Source organism: Corynebacterium sp. ACRQJ (genome assembly GCF_022346045.1).
In the GTDB taxonomy this organism is placed as follows: domain Bacteria; phylum Actinomycetota; class Actinomycetes; order Mycobacteriales; family Mycobacteriaceae; genus Corynebacterium; species Corynebacterium evansiae.
The window spans coordinates 1-16527 of sequence record NZ_JAKRMT010000003.1 but is presented as its reverse complement, the minus strand read 5'-3'; the positions used below and the strand labels follow the sequence as shown (position 1 = coordinate 16527).

The following is a 16527-nucleotide window of genomic DNA, read 5'->3' as shown; positions in this document are numbered from 1 at the left end:
CTGCTGCATGGTTGCCCGCAACTGGCGGGCGGCCAGCAGCCTTTAGCGGGCGCTTCCCCTTGTACTAGAGGTCTTTTGCTTAAAGACCTCGTACTGCGGGCGGCGCCCGCTTTTGCGTGTCTATGGCATGCGGTGCTCTATGATGTGCTGCATGGGTATGATGTTTCGCAATTCCAAGAACTTCGGTCCGTTCCGCATTAACACCTCTTCCGGGGGCGTAGGTGGATCCACCCGCGTTGGGCCGATGCGCATTACGCAGCGCGCTGATGGCCGCCAGTCCGTGACAATCCGTACCCCGATCCGCGGTCTGAACTTCACTAAGACCTTCGGCAGCAAGCGCCGTTAATTACCCAGCGCCCGCTTTGTCTTCTTCGTCGCCGTCGCCGACCACGGATCCTCGGGCCACGGGTGCTTCGGATAACGCCCGCGCATGTCCTTACGCACGCCCTGGTAGGGGCCATCCCAGAAGCTCTTCAGATCGTCGGTGACGGCCAGCTCGCGGCCCGCTGGCGATAGTAGGTGGAACAGAACTTTTTTCCCTGCGATGGTGGGGGAGTCCGCCAGGCCAAAGCATTCCTGCAGCTTGACGCGCACAATCGGCCGCCCTGTTTCGTAGTGAACCTTCGGAGCTGATCCGCTGGGTACTTCCAGTCGTTCCGGTGCGAGCTCGTCCATCTGCCCTGCCTCGGGCCACGGCAGTTGGCGCATGATCGCCTGGTAAGCGTTGATGTCGGCGATCCTTTCGCCCGCCACGACCCGCTCGGCCTCGGGCGTGTAGTCGCCTGCCGCCAGGTCCGGCCACGGTTCGCCGAGCTGCTCACGGAGGTAGTCGACTCTTTCTTTTATTCTTGACGCCCCCTCCGTCATCTGTAGCCACCCAAGCCCCTTGGCCGCCAAGGCCGCGATGGCCTGGGTTCTCTCTTCTGCACCCAGCTGGTTTATGGAGACTGGGGTGCTGGATAGCTCGATGGCTCCGAGGTGGCAGGTGCGCCGCGCGCGGAGCTTACCGTCGGCGATGCGCGCGGTGACGTCCTCCCGTACTTGCGTTAGGTCCGGTTCGCCTAGCCGGGCGGCTGCGCGGATCAGGGGAGTGCGGCCCAGCTGGACCTCCGCCACTGCCAGCCATTCGGAGCCGCCGAGCGGTCGGCGCAGCTCCGGCGCGAGGGTGGCGCGGGTGCCGGAGGCCAGCAGATACTCGACATCCTCGCCGCTACCTCTGGCGCTGCCAGCGCTGCGGCTGCCGCTATCCACTAGCTTTGCAACGCGGTCGGGGTATGCGGAGGCTACAACCTCGCCGGGAGTGGCCGGGCCACGGTCGTCCACCATCCGCGCGAAGCGGCGCACCTCGGAGGCCTGCGGCTTCGCCTCGGCGAGGTCCCCCTGCAGGCCAATCGACAGCGCGGCAACAACCTCGGCAGCGCCTGAGCCGTGCGCCAGCAGTGCCGCCCCGAGGCGCGGGTCGGCGGGAATGCGCGCGAGCTTTTGACCCGTCGCGGTGATCGCGCCGTTCCCGTCCAGCGCGCCCAAGGCGTGCAGCTCCCGGTTGGCTTCGGTGAGGGTCGCGGCCGGAGGGGCGTCGAGAAGAGAAATATCGGGCGAACCCCAAGCAGCGAGGGTCAGGGCGGCGGCGACGAGGTCCGACGAGAGAACCTCCGGGGTGATGTCCGGTGCGAAGTGGGAATAGTCGGCTGCGGAGTAGGCGCGATAGACCTGTCCAGGGCCGAGGCGACCGGCACGGCCGGCACGCTGATCGGCGCTGGCTTTGGAGGTGGAGGTGGTGACCAGACCCGTCATTCCGCGAGCTTGATCGCGGCGGGGAGTACGGGAAAGACCAGCGTCGACGACCGCGTGCACGCCGGGGACGGTCAGGGAAGACTCGGCGATGGAGGTAGCGACGACGATGGGTGAGCAGCCGGTCAGGGCGGAATCCTGTTCGCGTGAGTTCAGGCCGCCGTGGAGCGGGGCGGAATCGGGCAGGTGAGAGCTCACCCAGTCGATCTCCTTGCGGCCGGGCACGAAGACCAGCGTGCGGTGGTCAGGATGGCCGGAATCAAGATGGTGCGAGTGAGCCTGCAGGGCGAGGTTCGCGACGTGCCGGTAGAACGCGGGCGAGCCCTGGGCGCGCTCGGGATGCGGGTGGTATGTGACCTCGAGCGGATGGGTGACCGCTGGGGTGGAGACGACCTGGGCGCCCATATAGTCGGCGAGCTTCTGCGTGTCGACGGTAGCGGACATTGCGCAGAGGTAGAGCTCCCCGGCGGGGTCGCCTTCGCGCAGCAGTGCGACTTCCTGGCACATGGCGAGCACGAGGTCAGAATCCAGTTGGCGCTCGTGGACTTCGTCGATGAGTACCGCGCCCACGCCTTCGAGTGCGGGGTCGGCCAGGAGGCGGTTGAGAAGCACACCGGGAGTGACGAATTCCACCAGGGAGCCGGGGTGGTGTTCTCCACGGATGCTGTAGCCGACGCGGTCGCCTACGCGGGAGCCGTCGAGGTGGGCGAGGCGCCGGGCGGCGGCGCGGACGGCCACGCGGCGAGGCGCGGTGACCAGAACTTTCGGCGGTGCAGCTTCGTCGGCTTCGGGAGCCGTGCCTGCTTGGGACTGCAGGATGCTGGACAGTGCAGGCGGAACGAGGGTTGTCTTACCAGTACCAGGGGGTGCTTCCACCACCAGTGGGCCGCGCTCCGGGATGCGCGGTAGAAGCTCGGCGGCGGGCAGGCCGTCGCCGATGATTGCTAGGTCGAAAGGGGGAGGAAACATCGGGATGATTGTAGGCCATCCCGATGTCTTCGCTCTGGTTCTAGTGGAAGAACTTCATCACGCAAGAAATCAGGACTCCCAGAACCCCGGCTCCGAAGAGGGAGAGCCAGAAAGTCTTCTGGGTTTCCTTTCCCTCATCCGACTTGTCGATGCCGAAAATCTTCTGGAAGAAGGAAAGAATGCCTTCCTTGGAAGAGCCGCTAGGCGACGACCCTGGGTCTTCTGGCTTGCCTGGATCCTCCGGCTCCGGCTTGTTTGGATCCTCCGGCTTCGGCTGGGGATCCTCCGGCTTACCTGGGTCTTCCGGATTTGGTTCGGGGTTCGGCTCTGGATCTGGTTGAGGCTCTGGATTTGGTTCGGGGTTCGGCTCCGGATCTGGTTGAGGCTTCGGATTCGGTTCGGGGTTCGGCTCTGGTTCCGGGGCAGGAGCTGCCTTAACGTTGGTTTCATTCAGCTGCACGGGAGTGGTCATACAGTTAGTTGGCACCGTAGGCGCCAGACCAGAACTAGTACCCATGGTCAGGCTGATGATGTTGTCCGGGGCGCCAATGGTGACCTTCTGCCCATCCTTGGAACGTAGCGAGAAGGCAACTGGCTTCGCGGTGACTGTGATTTCATTCTTACTAGTCTTCGACGCAGAGAGAACGTTCGATATGCTCAGAACGCCATTTGCTAGGGTCACTCCCTGTGGAGACCCGACAAGTTCTGCATTTGGAGAAACTTGCAGACGCACAGTGCTGTCTTTCGCATTGACACTCTTAACCGCCCCAAACAGGAAGTTGGAGATCTTTGTCTCACCGGTTGTAACGTTCACCGGAATGTCTTTTCCAGTCTCAACTTCATTAGGCATATCGACAGTTACTGTGTTGCTAGTCTCAGCCGTCTTCTCGCCGAGTGCGTTGTAAGTGCATTTCAGCGACAAGTTCTTACTGGTGGACTGCGCAGTTGCCTGTGGTAGCAGAGAAGGAGCGGCTACACCGGTAGCCGAGAGTAGAAGGGATATTGCGGCTGCGCCGGCGACAACACCGCGGTTAATGCGAAGGCTCTTCATCGGGCCATCCTTAAAGTTAGAAGGAACGCCATACAGAGGTTTCTGTGGCAAAACTAAATCTAACATGAACGGCGGTCGCCGGATCCTTATTTTCGAAATCCAGCCTCATTTTGGTTTCTCGCGCACCGTGCTGTAATCTGACCGGCGTAGATTGTATTGTCTCCGCTGGTGCAGTGACGGCCACTAGCTAACCGAGTTAGCGCAGGCCGGTTGTGCAGCTGGGGTGCGATGCAGGGATCTCCACGTTATTGCGTGGGGTGATACACCACGGAAGAGGCCCCGTAAGGAAGAGCCCCTTATTTTTCGTGTGTGCAGATCCTTTTGAGATCCTCAAGCTACAAACTGCACTACTGCACCGAAAAGAACCGAAAGAAAGTTCATCTATGCCAACTATTCAGCAGCTGGTCCGCAAGGGCCGCCACAGCAAGAAGTCCGAGGTTGCCACGGCAGCCCTGAAGGGCTCCCCGCAGCGCCGTGGCGTGTGCACCCGCGTGTACACCACCACCCCGAAGAAGCCGAACTCCGCACTGCGTAAGGTTGCCCGTGTTCGCCTGACCTCCGGTATTGAGGTTTCCGCCTACATCCCGGGTGAGGGTCACAACCTGCAGGAGCACTCCATGGTGCTCGTCCGCGGTGGTCGTGTGAAGGACCTCCCGGGTGTTCGTTACAAGATCGTGCGTGGTTCCCTCGACACCCAGGGTGTCAAGGACCGCAAGCAGGCACGTTCCCGCTACGGCGCTAAGAAGGAGAAGTAAACAATGCCACGTAAGGGTCCAGCACCTTCCCGACAGCTAGTCAAGGATCCAGTTTACGGCGACGTTCTCGTCTCCCAGCTGGTGAACAAGGTTCTCCTTGACGGTAAGAAGTCCACCGCAGAGCGCATCGTCTATGGCGCACTGGAGCAGTGCCGCGAGAAGACCGGCACCGATCCGATCCTCACCCTGAAGAAGGCTCTCGACAACGTCAAGCCGGCTCTTGAGGTTCGCTCCCGCCGTGTTGGTGGCGCTACCTACCAGGTTCCGGTTGAGGTTCGCCCCGGCCGTTCCACCACTCTGGCACTGCGTTGGCTGGTGACCTTCACCCGTCAGCGTCGTGAGAACACTATGACCGAGCGTCTCGCCAACGAGATCCTGGACGCATCCAACGGCCTGGGTGCATCCGTGAAGCGTCGCGAAGACACTCACAAGATGGCAGAGGCCAACCGCGCCTTCGCCCACTACCGCTGGTAGCAGCGGCTCTATAGCCTCACCGCCCAAACTTCATATCGGGGTAGTGGGGCTATAGTTTTTATTGACCGCGTGAGGGCGTCAATAAACCCTCGACGCGACGTGACGGCACAAAGCTGGCACAATAGAACGAGTACATAATCGCCTGCGGCTTGCGGGGCTTTTTAAAGCACTTGAAGAACAACAATGTGAACAACATGGAAGTTCCGGCCAAGTCGCTCAACAACGAAATGAGCGGGGTAACCCAGTGGCACTTGAAGCGTTGACCGACCTGAAGAAGGTCCGCAACATCGGCATCATGGCGCACATCGATGCTGGTAAGACCACCACCACGGAGCGCATCCTTTTCTACACCGGCATCAACCGTAAGGTTGGTGAGACCCACGATGGCGCCTCCACGATGGACTGGATGGAGCAGGAGAAGGAGCGCGGAATTACCATTACTTCCGCCGCGACCACCTGTTTCTGGGAAGGCAACCAGATCAACATCATCGACACCCCGGGTCACGTGGACTTCACCGTTGAGGTGGAGCGTTCCCTGCGTGTTCTGGACGGTGCTGTTGCTGTGTTCGACGCCAAGGAGGGCGTGGAGCCGCAGTCCGAGCAGGTCTGGCGCCAGGCAACCAAGTACGACGTTCCGCGTATCTGCTTCGTCAACAAGATGGACAAGCTGGGTGCGGACTTCTACTACACCGTGCAGACCATCATCGACCGCCTGGGTGCAAAGCCGCTGGTGATGGCGCTGCCGATCGGTGCCGAGGATGATTTCGACGGCATCGTCGACCTGCTGAACATGCGCGCCCTGACCTGGCGCGGCAAGGTCGAGATCGGTACCGAGCCGACCTACGAGGAGATCCCGGAGGATCTGAAGGAGAAGGCTGAGGAGTACCGCGAGAAGCTCATCGAGACCGTTGCTGAGTCTGATGAAGAGCTGATGGAGCGCTACTTCGCCGGTGAGGAAATCACCGTCGACGAGCTGAAGGCACAGATCCGTAAGCTGACCATCAACTCTGAGGTCTACCCGGTTTACTGTGGCTCCGCCTACAAGAACAAGGGCATCCAGCCGATGCTGGACGCTGTGATCGACTTCCTGCCGAACCCGATGGATGTCGGCTCCATCGTCGGCCACGATCCGAAGGATGCGGAGACCGAGAAGCTGCGTAAGCCGTCCAAGGACGAGCCGTTCTCTGCTCTGGCGTTCAAGGTTGCCGTTCACCCGTTCTTCGGCAAGCTGACCTATGTTCGCGTGTACTCCGGTTCCGTGGAGTCCGGTGCACAGATCACGAACTCCACCAAGGACAAGAAGGAGCGCGTCGGTAAGCTGTTCCAGATGCACTCCAACAAGGAGCAGCCGGTGGATCGCGCATCCGCTGGTCACATCTACGCCTTCATCGGTCTGAAGGACACGACCACCGGCGACACTCTGTGTGACGCGCAGGATCCGGTCATCCTGGAGTCCATGGACTTCCCGGATCCGGTGATCGAGGTGGCCATCGAGCCGAAGACCAAGTCCGACCAGGAGAAGCTGGGTACCGCCATTCAGAAGCTGGCGGAAGAGGACCCGACCTTCACCGTCAAGCTGGACGAGGAGACCGGCCAGACCGTTATCGGCGGTATGGGCGAGCTGCACCTGGACGTTCTGGTTGACCGCATGCGCCGCGAGTTCAAGGTCGAGGCGAACATTGGTAACCCGCAGGTTGCTTACCGCGAGACCATCCGCAAGCCGGTCGAGAAGCTGGAGTACACCCACAAGAAGCAGACTGGTGGTTCCGGTCAGTTCGCGCGCGTCATCATCGCGCTCGAGCCTTACGAGCCGGAAGAGGGCTCCGACCAGACCTACGAGTTCGTCAACGAGGTCACCGGTGGCCGCGTGCCGAAGGAGTACATCCCGTCTGTCGATGCCGGTATCCAGGACGCTATGCAGTACGGCTACCTGGCTGGCTTCCCGCTGGTGAACATCAAGGCCACCCTGCTGGATGGTGCTTACCACGAGGTTGACTCCTCCGAGATGGCCTTCAAGCTGGCTGGTTCCCAGGCACTGAAGGAAGCTGTTGCCAAGGCAAAGCCGGTTCTGCTGGAGCCGCTGATGGCCGTTGAGGTCATCACCCCTGAGGAGTACATGGGCGACGTCATCGGCGACATCAACTCCCGCCGTGGCCAGGTTTCCTCCATGGACGACCGCGCCGGCGCCAAGCTTGTCAAGGCTAAGGTGCCGCTGTCCGAGATGTTCGGCTACATCGGCGACCTGCGTTCCCGCACCGCCGGTCGTGCGAACTTCTCCATGATCTTCGACTCTTACGGCGAGGTTCCGACCAACGTCGCATCCGAGATCATCGCGGAGCGCACTGGCGGCAACGCTTAATCCTTAAAGCAAGACCCCAAGCAAGGTTCCTTTAGCTTTGTGACGCCCCCTCGGGCGCCCACCACCCCGGGCGCCTGTCGCGGGGCACTACGGGCCCAAGGGCCTTGCGGGGTAGGGGTCAGCACGGCGTAGCCCTGCGTCAATAAACAACCACATAGAAAACTTGATTACCCCAATGTTCGTGGGGTTTTAGGTTTGCTCCCAGAGGCAAATTTTTCTAGATGGCAAAAGTGACGTAGGATGCGGTGTGCTGGCCGTTACCCAGTTCGCGTGTAGCGCGACTGGCCTCGAAGCACAAAGTCGAGGCGAAGATGTTCGTTACACGGATAATCTGATATTCGGCAAGAAGTAAGAAAACTAGCCAGTGGGCGACCCGTAAACTGCGGGGAAGCAACTGGTTGGCAATAAAAGTTAATGTGGCTGCGAGAGTCGTAGCCACCGAGCAGTCCAGGAGGACACAAAGTGGCGAAGGCTAAGTTCGAGCGTTCCAAGCCGCACGTAAACATCGGCACCATTGGTCACGTCGACCACGGCAAGACCACCACCACTGCCGCGATCACCAAGGTTCTGGCTGACGCATTCCCCGAGGCCAACAAGTCCTTCGCTTTCGACGCCATCGATAAGGCGCCGGAGGAGAAGGAGCGTGGCATCACGATCAACATCTCCCACGTTGAGTACGAGACCGAGAAGCGCCACTACGCTCACGTTGACGCTCCGGGCCACGCTGACTACATCAAGAACATGATCACCGGTGCTGCTCAGATGGACGGCGCCATCCTGGTTGTTGCTGCAACCGATGGCCCGATGCCGCAGACCCGTGAGCACGTTCTGCTGGCTCGCCAGGTTGGCGTTCCGTACATCCTGGTTGCACTGAACAAGTGCGACATGGTTGACGATGAGGAGCTGCTGGAGCTCGTCGAGATGGAGGTCCGCGAGCTGCTGGCTGAGCAGGACTTCGACGAGGAAGCACCTGTTGTTCACATCTCCGCACTGAAGGCCCTGGAGGGCGACGAGAAGTGGGCTAAGCAGATCCTGGAGCTCATGGAGGCTTGCGACAACTCCATCCCGGATCCGGAGCGCGAGACCGACAAGCCGTTCCTGATGCCGGTTGAGGACATCTTCACCATTACCGGCCGCGGTACCGTTGTTACCGGCCGTGTTGAGCGTGGCGTCCTGAACCTGAACGACGAGGTCGAGATCCTGGGCATCCGCGAGAAGTCCACCAAGACCACCGTTACCTCCATCGAGATGTTCAACAAGCTGCTGGACACCGCAGAGGCTGGCGACAACGCCGCACTGCTGCTGCGTGGCCTGAAGCGCGAAGATGTTGAGCGTGGTCAGATCGTTGCTAAGCCGGGCGCTTACACCCCGCACACCGAGTTCGAGGGCTCCGTCTACGTTCTGTCCAAGGACGAGGGCGGCCGCCACACCCCGTTCTTCGACAACTACCGTCCGCAGTTCTACTTCCGCACCACCGACGTTACCGGTGTTGTGAAGCTGCCGGAGGGCACCGAGATGGTTATGCCGGGCGACAACGTTGACATGTCCGTCACCCTGATCCAGCCGGTTGCTATGGACGAGGGCCTGCGCTTCGCTATCCGTGAGGGTGGCCGCACCGTTGGCGCTGGTCGCGTTACCAAGATCAACAAGTAGTTTTAACTACTCACATGATCACCGCTTAGCGCTTTAGGCGCTAAACGGTTCAAGGCCCCGGGCTCCTTCAAGGAGTCCGGGGCCTTCTGCATGTCCTGGAGAGCTAGCCCCCGGACCGGTCCTGGAACTATCCCCAGGGGAAGCGATTCAACGTAGTCCAGCTGAGCACGTTGTTCTTGCCAGACGTGGGCACGGCGATACTGAGGGCGTCCGCAATATAGCGATCCTCACTCATCTCCAACGGCGTACCCTTCGCATCGCGCGACAGGCGCCGGTGTACCAGAACAGGATCGCCAGCCTCGAGGGGCAGCCACCGCGCATCAACTTCCCCGGCCTTAGCGGCGGAGAACACGTTGTCGGCGGCGAAGAAATGAATGTTGTGGCGGGAGGCCAGCTCGTTGGTCACAGACGGGCAGGTGGGATCCATCGGCTCGACCTTGGCGCCGACCCAGGCGGGGTAGCGGGTGCGCTCCAGCATGATGGGGGAGCCGTCGATGGTGCGCACTCGCAGAACCTTCAAAACTTTCTCGCCGGCGGGCACGCGCAGCAGCTCGGCATCCTTATCAGTCTGTTCCACCCATTCCTGGTGGATCACGTGACCGCCCGGGGTGCGACCGCGCCCGTAGGCCCACTGGGCGAAACTGCGGAACTTCGAAATCTCGGGGAAGCGGGCGGGCATGCGCAGCACGACCTTCCGCGCACCCCGCTTAGAGCTGAGGGTGCCTTCGTCAACTAGCTGATTCAGCGCCTGGCGCATGGTGCCGGGAGCGACGTCGAAACGGTCGGCCAGGGTTCTTTCGCTGGGGATGGGCTCGCCTACCTGGAAGCGCCCGTTGCGGATGTCTTCGCGCAGTTCTCGGGCGATCTGCTCGTAGCGGGTGGACATCTACTTGTCTCCCTCGCGGTAGCCGCGCCGGAACTCCTGCGGCAGCTTGTGTAGCAGCGTGTGGCGGAGGTTGCCGGCTAAGCGTCCGGCGCTGCGGGCGAAGTTCTCGGCCACGCCCATGGCTTGTTCGGCCACGTCCATCGCCTGCTCGGCCTTGTCCTCGGGGATGAAGCTGGGCCGGTGCTCGCGGACTTGGCGGCGTAGGCGTGCGCGCCGGTCCCAGGCCTCGTCGAGGGCGCGCAGAGCGTCAATCAGCTCGGCATCCGTCCCTCCCGCGTCGGGGTGGTGTTTCCGCACCAGGGCGCGCCGTTGCCGCTGGTATTCGGGGTTGTTGCGGTAGTCGCTCATGGCTGTCTCTCCTTATTTATGACGCCGCCTCGAGGCCATGCACGTGAAGTCTGGACTTACGTGGCGATTCTAGTGCTCAAAAGGCTACGGAAGTAAAAGGTAACCGGCGCGTAGGGGCGTCAAAAAGAAAAAGACAGAAGTGATTTGGTTTCGGCGCGCCCGGTGTGGTTGAATACTTGACGTTGCTTTAACACGGCACATGAGGCCAGCAGCGCAGCAGCGAGGCTGAACCAAGAAGGTGTCGATGGTGAAGTGAGCATGATCCATCGTCGGTGAAGAACCTCGCGAAAGTGATCCGAAAGGAGCACAGCGGGGCTGCTTTGCTGTGCGGTACTTAAAAAGCGGAAAGGCGACACGCCCGACCGCGGGTGCCGGAGGATGGGGCATGGTAAATGAACAGCGGCAGTAAGCGAAGGGATTCCCTTCCGACAAGGCGCGGAACACGTTTCCAAGCTTGTACTCCATATATTTCGTATATAAGGCCTCGGTAAAACGAATCCGGCCATGGAGCGAGCAAGGGGCGGGAACCGGGTGTTGTTACATCACTTGATAAACCAAGTGCGTATGGCGTGTGTTCATTAAAACCGAATGACCCGCTATCCGTCGATGGCACAAACAAGTAAATGTAAGACACAAGCGACACTGGCGACTGGACCAGGCCCCAAGGCCGGACAGCGTTAAGACTAAGACAGATAAGAAGCGTGACTACCAGCTGTTTTAAATAGCAGGGAAGCGCTTTGAAGGAAGAGGACAAGCGTGGCGGGACAGAAGATCCGCATTAGGCTCAAGGCCTACGATCACGAGGCTATCGACGCTTCTGCCAAGAAGATCGTCGAGACGGTTACCCGTACCGGCGCTCGTGTTGTCGGCCCAGTGCCACTGCCAACTGAAAAGAACGTGTACTGCGTCATCCGCTCTCCGCACAAGTACAAGGACTCGCGCGAGCACTTTGAGATGCGTACGCACAAGCGTCTGATCGACATTCTCGACCCAACCCCGAAGACCGTTGACGCCCTCATGCGCATCGATCTTCCGGCCAGCGTCGACGTCAACATTCAGTAAGCGGCAAACGAGTCTGAACTACTGAAACGGCAGCGGAAGAGAAACTATGAGTGATATTGAGATCAAGGGCATCCTGGGCAAGAAGCTCGGCATGACTCAGATCTTCGACGAGGAAAACCGTGTTGTACCGGTTACCGTCGTCGAGGCTGGGCCCTGTGTCGTAACCCAGGTGCGTTCCAAGGAAACCGACGGCTACGAGGCCGTACAGATCGCCTTCGGCGAGATCGACCCGCGCAAGGTAAACAAGCCTGCAGCAGGTCACTTCAAGAAGGCTGGCGTGACTCCGCGCCGCCACGTTGCTGAGATCCGCGTTGCAGACGCATCCAGCTACGAGGTTGGCCAGGACGTCACCGTAGACATCTTCAACGATGTCAAGTTCGTCGACGTGACGGGCACCACCAAGGGCAAGGGCTACGCCGGCGGCATGAAGCGCCACGGCTTCGCCGGCCAGGGTGCTGCTCACGGTAACCAGGCCGCTCACCGCCGCGTGGGCTCCATCGGACAGGCAGCCACCCCCGGCCGCGTGTTCAAGGGCAAGCGCATGGCAGGCCGCATGGGTAACGACCGCGTTACCCAGCAGAACCTGAAGCTGGCCAAGGTCGACGCAGAGTCCAACCTGCTCCTGATCAAGGGTGCAGTTCCGGGTGTCAACGGCGGCCTCGTCGTTGTCAAGACCGCAGTGAAGGGCGGTGCACACGCATGAGCAATCTAAAGCTTGATGTCCACACCGCTGACGGTAAGACCAACGGCACGGTCGAGCTGCCCGCATCCATCTTCGATGCAGAGGCCAGCGTCGCACTGATGCACCAGGTCGTTACCGCTCAGCTCGCAGCAAAGCGTCAGGGTACCCACGCTACGAAGACTCGTGGCATGGTGTCCGGCGGTGGCCGTAAGCCGTTCCGCCAGAAGGGCACCGGTCGCGCACGTCAGGGCTCCATCCGCGCTCCCCACTTCACCGGTGGTGGCACGGTTCACGGCCCGCAGCCGCGTGACTACTCCCAGCGCACCCCGAAGAAGATGAAGGCCGCCGCTCTGCGCGGCGCCCTGACCGATCGCGTGCGCCACGACCGCATCCACGTGGTCGAGGAGCTGGTCCCGGGCCAGACCCCGTCCACCAAGGCTGCACGCGCTTTCATCGAGCGTCTGACGGACCGCAAGTCCGTGCTGGTCGTTCTGACCCGCGAAGACGTCACCGCATGGAAGTCCGTGAACAACCTGCCGCAGGTGCACACCCTGGTCAACGACCAGCTGAACACCTACGACGTTCTGAACGCGGACGACGTTGTGTTCTCCGTGGAGGCACTGAACGCTTTCATCAACGCCGCTGATAAGACCAAGGAGGAGGCAAAGTGAGCACTGTAGCTGATCCTCGCGATATCATCATCGCCCCGGTCGTATCTGAGAAGTCCTACGGCCTGATGGAGCAGAACGTCTACACGTTCCTGGTTCACCCCAGCTCTAACAAGACCCAAATCAAGATTGCCGTCGAGCAGATCTTTGGTGTGAAGGTCGCCAGCGTTAACACCGTTAACCGTGAGGGCAAGCGTAAGCGCACCCGCACCGGCTACGGCCAGCGCAAGGCAACCAAGCGCGCCATGGTGACCCTGGTCGCCGGCAGCGATCCGATCGACATCTTCGGTGGAGCGACCGCCTAAGGCGGCCGGACACCGAAAGGTAAAGAGGAAGCAAAAGTATGGCTATTCGTAAGTACAAGCCGACTACGCCGGGTCGCCGCCAGAGTTCTGTCTCCGAGTTCGCGGAAATTACCCGTTCGACTCCCGAGAAGTCTCTGCTGCGCCCGCTGTCGAAGACCGGTGGCCGTAACGTTCACGGCCACATCACGACCCGTCACAAGGGTGGTGGCCACAAGCGCCGCTACCGCGTTATCGACTTCCGTCGTAACGACAAGGACGGCGTGATCGCCAAGGTCGCTCACATCGAGTACGACCCGAACCGCACCGCTAACATTGCGCTGCTGCACTACCGCGATGGCGAGAAGCGTTACATCATCGCCCCCCGCGGCCTGAAGCAGGGTGCGCTGCTGGAGTCCGGCCCGAACGCCGACATCAAGGTTGGTAACAACCTGCCGCTGCGTAACATCCCGACCGGTACCACCATTCACGCTGTGGAGCTGAAGCCGGGCGGCGGCGCCAAGATGGCTCGTTCCGCTGGTGCCTCCATCCAGCTGCTGGGTAAGGAAGGTAAGTACGCAGTTCTGCGTATGCCGTCTTCCGAGATCCGTCGCGTAGACATTCGCTGCCGCGCCACCATCGGCGAGGTCGGCAACCAGGAGCAGATCAACATCCGCTGGGGCAAGGCCGGCCGTATGCGCTGGAAGGGCGTACGCCCGACCGTCCGCGGTGTTGTTATGAACCCGGTTGACCACCCGCACGGTGGTGGTGAGGGTAAGACCTCCGGTGGTCGTCACCCTGTGTCTCCTTGGGGTCAGCCTGAGGGACGCACCCGCAAGCCGAACCGTCCCAGCGACCGGATGATCGTTCGCCGTCGTCGCTCCAACAAGAACAAGAAGCGCTAAGAGGAGGTAGTAGAGAATGCCACGCAGCCTGAAGAAGGGCCCATTCGTCGACGAACACCTCCTTGCGAAGGTGGACGCTCAGAACGAAAAGGGCAACAAGAACGTCATCAAGACGTGGTCCCGTCGCTCGACCATTCTCCCCGATTTCATCGGCCACACTTTCGCCGTCCACGACGGTCGCAAGCACGTGCCGGTGTTCATCGATGATTCCATGGTCGGTCACAAGCTAGGTGAGTTCGCTCCTACGAAGACCTTCAAGGGTCACGTCAAGGACGACAAGAAGGGTCGTCGATAATCATGTCTGACACCGTAACCACCGCACGCGCTACCGCGCGTTTCGTCCGCGTCACTCCGATGAAGGCACGCCGCGTGATCGACACGATCCGTGGCAAGTCCGTCGAGGACGCACTGGCGATCCTGAAGTACGCTCCGCAGGCCGCTTCCGAGCCGGTCGCGAAGGTCGTTGCTTCGGCCGCCGCCAACGCCGAGAACAACTTCGGCTTGGACCCGCAGACGCTGGTCGTCTCTGAGGCTTACGCCGACGAGGGCCCGACCATGCGCCGTTTCCGCCCCCGCGCCCAGGGTCGTGCATTCCACGTCCGCAAGCGCACCAGCCACATCACTGTGGTCGTCGAGAGCCAGAAGGGAAGTGCTCAGTAGTGGGCCAGAAAATCCACCCCCACGGCCTCCGGCTGGGTATCACTTCCGAGTGGCGCTCCCGCTGGTACGCCGACAAGCAGTACGCTGACTACCTCGCCGAGGACATCAAGATCCGCGACTTCCTGTCCGAGGGTCTTGACCGCGCCGGCATCGCCAACGTTGTCATCGAGCGCACCCACGACCGGGTTCGCGTTGACATCCACACTGCCCGCCCGGGCATTGTGATTGGCCGCCGCGGCTCCGAGGCTGACCGCATCCGCGGCCAGCTGGAGAAGCTCACCGGCAAGCAGGTTCAGCTGAACATCCTCGAAGTCAAGAACATCGATGCCAACGCACAGCTGGTGGCACAGTCCATCGCTGAGCAGCTGACCAACCGCGTTGCCTTCCGTCGCGCTATGCGCAAGGCAATCCAGGGCGCTATGCGCCAGCCACAGGTCAAGGGCATCAAGGTTGTTTGCTCCGGTCGCCTGGGCGGCGCGGAGATGGGCCGCACCGAGCGCTACCACGAGGGTCGCGTTCCGCTGCACACCCTCCGCGCTGAGATCGACTACGGCACCTACGAGGCCCACACCACCTTCGGACGCATCGGCGTCAAGGTGTGGATCTACAAGGGTGACGTCGTCGGCGGCCGTCGCGAGAGCCTGATGAATGCACGCGACGAGCGCCCGTCTCGCGGTCGTCGTGAGCGTCCACGTCGCGGTGGCGCACGTCGCCAGCGCGCTGAGCAGAAGCAGGAGGGCTAAGACACATGCTTATCCCGAAGCGCGTTAAGTACCGTCGCCAGCACCGCCCGACCCGTCGTGGCGTATCCAAGGGCGGTAACCGCGTAACGTTCGGCGACTACGGCCTGCAGGCCCTGGAGCCGACCTACATCACCAACCGTCAGATCGAGTCCGCTCGTATCGCCATTAACCGCCACATGAAGCGTGGCGGCAAGGTGTGGATCAACATCTTCCCGGACCGTCCGCTGACCCAGAAGCCGCTCGGCGTGCGTATGGGTTCCGGTAAGGGCCCCGTGGAGAAGTGGGTTGCCAACATCAAGCCGGGTCGTATCCTCTTCGAGGCCTCTTACCCGAACGAAGAGGTCGCCCTGGAGGCACTGCGCCGTGCTGGTAACAAGCTGCCCTGCAAGGTTCGCATCGTGAAGAAGGAGGATCAGTTCTAATGGCTACCGGAACTCCGGCACATGAGCTCCGCGAGCTCAACAACGAAGAGCTGACCACCCGCCTGCGTGAGGCGAAGGAAGAACTGTTCAACCTTCGCTTCCAGGCTGCGACCGGCCAGCTGACCAACAACCGTCGTCTGGGTGTTGTCAAGCGCGACATCGCCCGCATCTACACCGTCCTGCGCGAGCGCGAGCTCGGGCTGTCTACCAACCCAGGTGGTGACGCAGCATGAGTGAGGCAACCGTGAATGACAACGCAGCTGTGGACAACGCAAAGGGCGCCCGCAAGGTCCGCTCCGGATACGTTGTTTCCACCAAGATGAACAAGACCATTGTGGTCGAGCTTGAGGACCGCAAGCAGCACGCTCTGTACGGCAAGATCATGCGCCGTAACTCCCGCGTGAAGGTCCACGATGAGAACGAGACCGCCGGCGTAGGCGACCGCGTTCGCATCGAGGAGACCCGCCCGCTGTCCAAGGACAAGCACTTCCGCCTGACCGAGGTCATCGAGAAGGCTCGCTAGTCCTAGCAGCTCTGAGAGCTCAGCCTGCTATGGCAGCTACGGCTGCTTAGGCGGCTGTAGCGCTAGACCCCCTCCCGCACTTTGAACTAGCCCCCGAAAGTTGGACTGGTTTAATTCTAGGCGGTGAGGGGTTCAAGGGTCTGATTCCGATATTGCATCGGGGTCAGGCCCTTTAGTCGTTGTTGGATGCGTTCGGTGTTGTACCACCTGATGTACTCGTCGATCGCTTGATTGAACTCTGCGACCGTGTCGAAGACTTCACCGTGGTACATCTCTGTCTTCAAGTGTCCAAAGA

The 16527-nt window shown here is 61.1% G+C and carries 21 protein-coding genes; 16 read left to right on the top strand and 5 right to left on the bottom strand.

Annotated features, from left to right (window positions below):
• Positions 1-151: 151 nt before the first annotated feature.
• On the top strand, positions 152-346 hold the full coding sequence (locus tag MHX52_RS02720) for a DUF4236 domain-containing protein (protein WP_034986220.1): 195 nt from the start codon (positions 152-154) through the stop codon (positions 344-346).
• Here the strand turns inward: MHX52_RS02720 and MHX52_RS02715 are convergent.
• Together MHX52_RS02715 and MHX52_RS02710 are read right to left on the bottom strand one after the other, a co-directional pair.
• Positions 343-2760: an ATP-dependent RNA helicase gene (locus MHX52_RS02715; RefSeq protein ID WP_239316440.1), complete on the bottom strand. Its 2418-nt coding sequence runs from the start codon at positions 2758-2760 to the stop codon at positions 343-345. The genes MHX52_RS02720 and MHX52_RS02715 overlap by 4 nt on opposite strands.
• 40 nt (positions 2761-2800) lie before the next feature.
• Entirely contained in the window at positions 2801-3811 is a 1011-nt protein-coding gene (locus MHX52_RS02710; protein ID WP_239316438.1) for a hypothetical protein, read from the bottom strand.
• Between the two features lie 383 nt (positions 3812-4194).
• Here MHX52_RS02710 and rpsL point away from each other — a divergent pair, with 383 nt between their 5' ends.
• The 4 genes from rpsL (at position 4195) to tuf (ending at position 9052) form a co-directional block, all read left to right on the top strand.
• The gene (gene rpsL / locus MHX52_RS02705; RefSeq protein ID WP_034986217.1) at positions 4195-4566 is read left to right on the top strand and encodes a 30S ribosomal protein S12; all 372 of its coding nucleotides are present in this window, start codon (positions 4195-4197) and stop codon (positions 4564-4566) included.
• A gap of 3 nt (positions 4567-4569) precedes the next feature.
• On the top strand, positions 4570-5040 hold the full coding sequence (gene rpsG / locus MHX52_RS02700; protein WP_005291999.1) for a 30S ribosomal protein S7: 471 nt from the start codon (positions 4570-4572) through the stop codon (positions 5038-5040).
• Between the two features lie 244 nt (positions 5041-5284).
• Positions 5285-7399: an elongation factor G gene (gene fusA, locus MHX52_RS02695; protein WP_239316436.1), complete on the top strand. Its 2115-nt coding sequence runs from the start codon at positions 5285-5287 to the stop codon at positions 7397-7399.
• Between the two features lie 462 nt (positions 7400-7861).
• On the top strand, positions 7862-9052 hold the full coding sequence (gene tuf / locus MHX52_RS02690) for an elongation factor Tu (protein WP_035003019.1): 1191 nt from the start codon (positions 7862-7864) through the stop codon (positions 9050-9052).
• A gap of 127 nt (positions 9053-9179) precedes the next feature.
• Here the strand turns inward: tuf and MHX52_RS02685 are convergent, their stop codons facing one another.
• Together MHX52_RS02685 and MHX52_RS02680 are read right to left on the bottom strand one after the other, a co-directional pair.
• Positions 9180-9938 carry a GntR family transcriptional regulator gene (locus tag MHX52_RS02685; protein ID WP_239316434.1) on the bottom strand — a complete coding sequence of 253 codons (759 nt, stop codon included), beginning with the start codon at positions 9936-9938 and terminating at the stop codon, positions 9180-9182.
• Positions 9939-10286, bottom strand: a complete 348-nt coding sequence (locus tag MHX52_RS02680; protein ID WP_239316432.1) for a hypothetical protein — start codon at positions 10284-10286, stop codon at positions 9939-9941.
• A gap of 756 nt (positions 10287-11042) precedes the next feature.
• On the opposite strand from MHX52_RS02680, the gene rpsJ reads away from it, so the two are divergent.
• Genes rpsJ through rpsQ form a run of 11 tightly spaced genes read left to right on the top strand, consistent with a single transcriptional unit; the run spans position 11043 to position 16232 of the window.
• A complete protein-coding gene (rpsJ, locus tag MHX52_RS02675) occupies positions 11043-11348 on the top strand; it encodes a 30S ribosomal protein S10 (protein ID WP_010120790.1) in 306 nt (101 codons plus the stop codon).
• A 46-nt stretch (positions 11349-11394) separates the two neighbouring features.
• A complete protein-coding gene (gene rplC, locus MHX52_RS02670) occupies positions 11395-12051 on the top strand; it encodes a 50S ribosomal protein L3 (RefSeq protein ID WP_011274167.1) in 657 nt (218 codons plus the stop codon).
• Positions 12048-12701, top strand: a complete 654-nt coding sequence (rplD, locus tag MHX52_RS02665) for a 50S ribosomal protein L4 (protein ID WP_011274166.1) — start codon at positions 12048-12050, stop codon at positions 12699-12701. Before rplC ends, rplD begins: the two co-directional genes overlap by 4 nt.
• Positions 12698-13003, top strand: coding sequence for a 50S ribosomal protein L23 (rplW, locus tag MHX52_RS02660; RefSeq protein ID WP_011274165.1), 306 nt, complete (start codon positions 12698-12700; stop codon positions 13001-13003). The genes rplD and rplW overlap by 4 nt, the downstream gene beginning before the upstream one ends.
• 38 nt (positions 13004-13041) lie before the next feature.
• Positions 13042-13884 (top strand): 50S ribosomal protein L2, encoded by an 843-nt coding sequence (gene rplB, locus MHX52_RS02655; RefSeq protein ID WP_049048976.1) that lies wholly within the window; start codon positions 13042-13044, stop codon positions 13882-13884.
• Between the two features lie 16 nt (positions 13885-13900).
• On the top strand, positions 13901-14179 hold the full coding sequence (rpsS, locus tag MHX52_RS02650) for a 30S ribosomal protein S19 (protein WP_005291963.1): 279 nt from the start codon (positions 13901-13903) through the stop codon (positions 14177-14179).
• 2 nt (positions 14180-14181) lie between these two features.
• A complete protein-coding gene (rplV, locus tag MHX52_RS02645; RefSeq protein ID WP_005291960.1) occupies positions 14182-14544 on the top strand; it encodes a 50S ribosomal protein L22 in 363 nt (120 codons plus the stop codon).
• Entirely contained in the window at positions 14544-15287 is a 744-nt protein-coding gene (gene rpsC / locus MHX52_RS02640) for a 30S ribosomal protein S3 (RefSeq protein WP_005291959.1), read from the top strand. Before rplV ends, rpsC begins: the two co-directional genes overlap by 1 nt.
• A 5-nt stretch (positions 15288-15292) precedes the next feature.
• Positions 15293-15709, top strand: coding sequence for a 50S ribosomal protein L16 (gene rplP, locus MHX52_RS02635; RefSeq protein WP_005291957.1), 417 nt, complete (start codon positions 15293-15295; stop codon positions 15707-15709).
• Positions 15709-15942: a 50S ribosomal protein L29 gene (gene rpmC / locus MHX52_RS02630; protein ID WP_005291954.1), complete on the top strand. Its 234-nt coding sequence runs from the start codon at positions 15709-15711 to the stop codon at positions 15940-15942. The genes rplP and rpmC overlap by 1 nt, the downstream gene beginning before the upstream one ends.
• Complete coding sequence (rpsQ, locus tag MHX52_RS02625; RefSeq protein ID WP_239316430.1) at positions 15939-16232, top strand: 30S ribosomal protein S17; 294 nt, start codon at positions 15939-15941, stop codon at positions 16230-16232. The genes rpmC and rpsQ overlap by 4 nt, the downstream gene beginning before the upstream one ends.
• Positions 16233-16348: 116 nt before the next feature.
• Here rpsQ and MHX52_RS02620 read toward each other — a convergent pair.
• Positions 16349-16527: integrase core domain-containing protein (locus MHX52_RS02620; RefSeq protein ID WP_239316564.1), on the bottom strand; the 179-nt coding region annotated here is incomplete at its 5' end.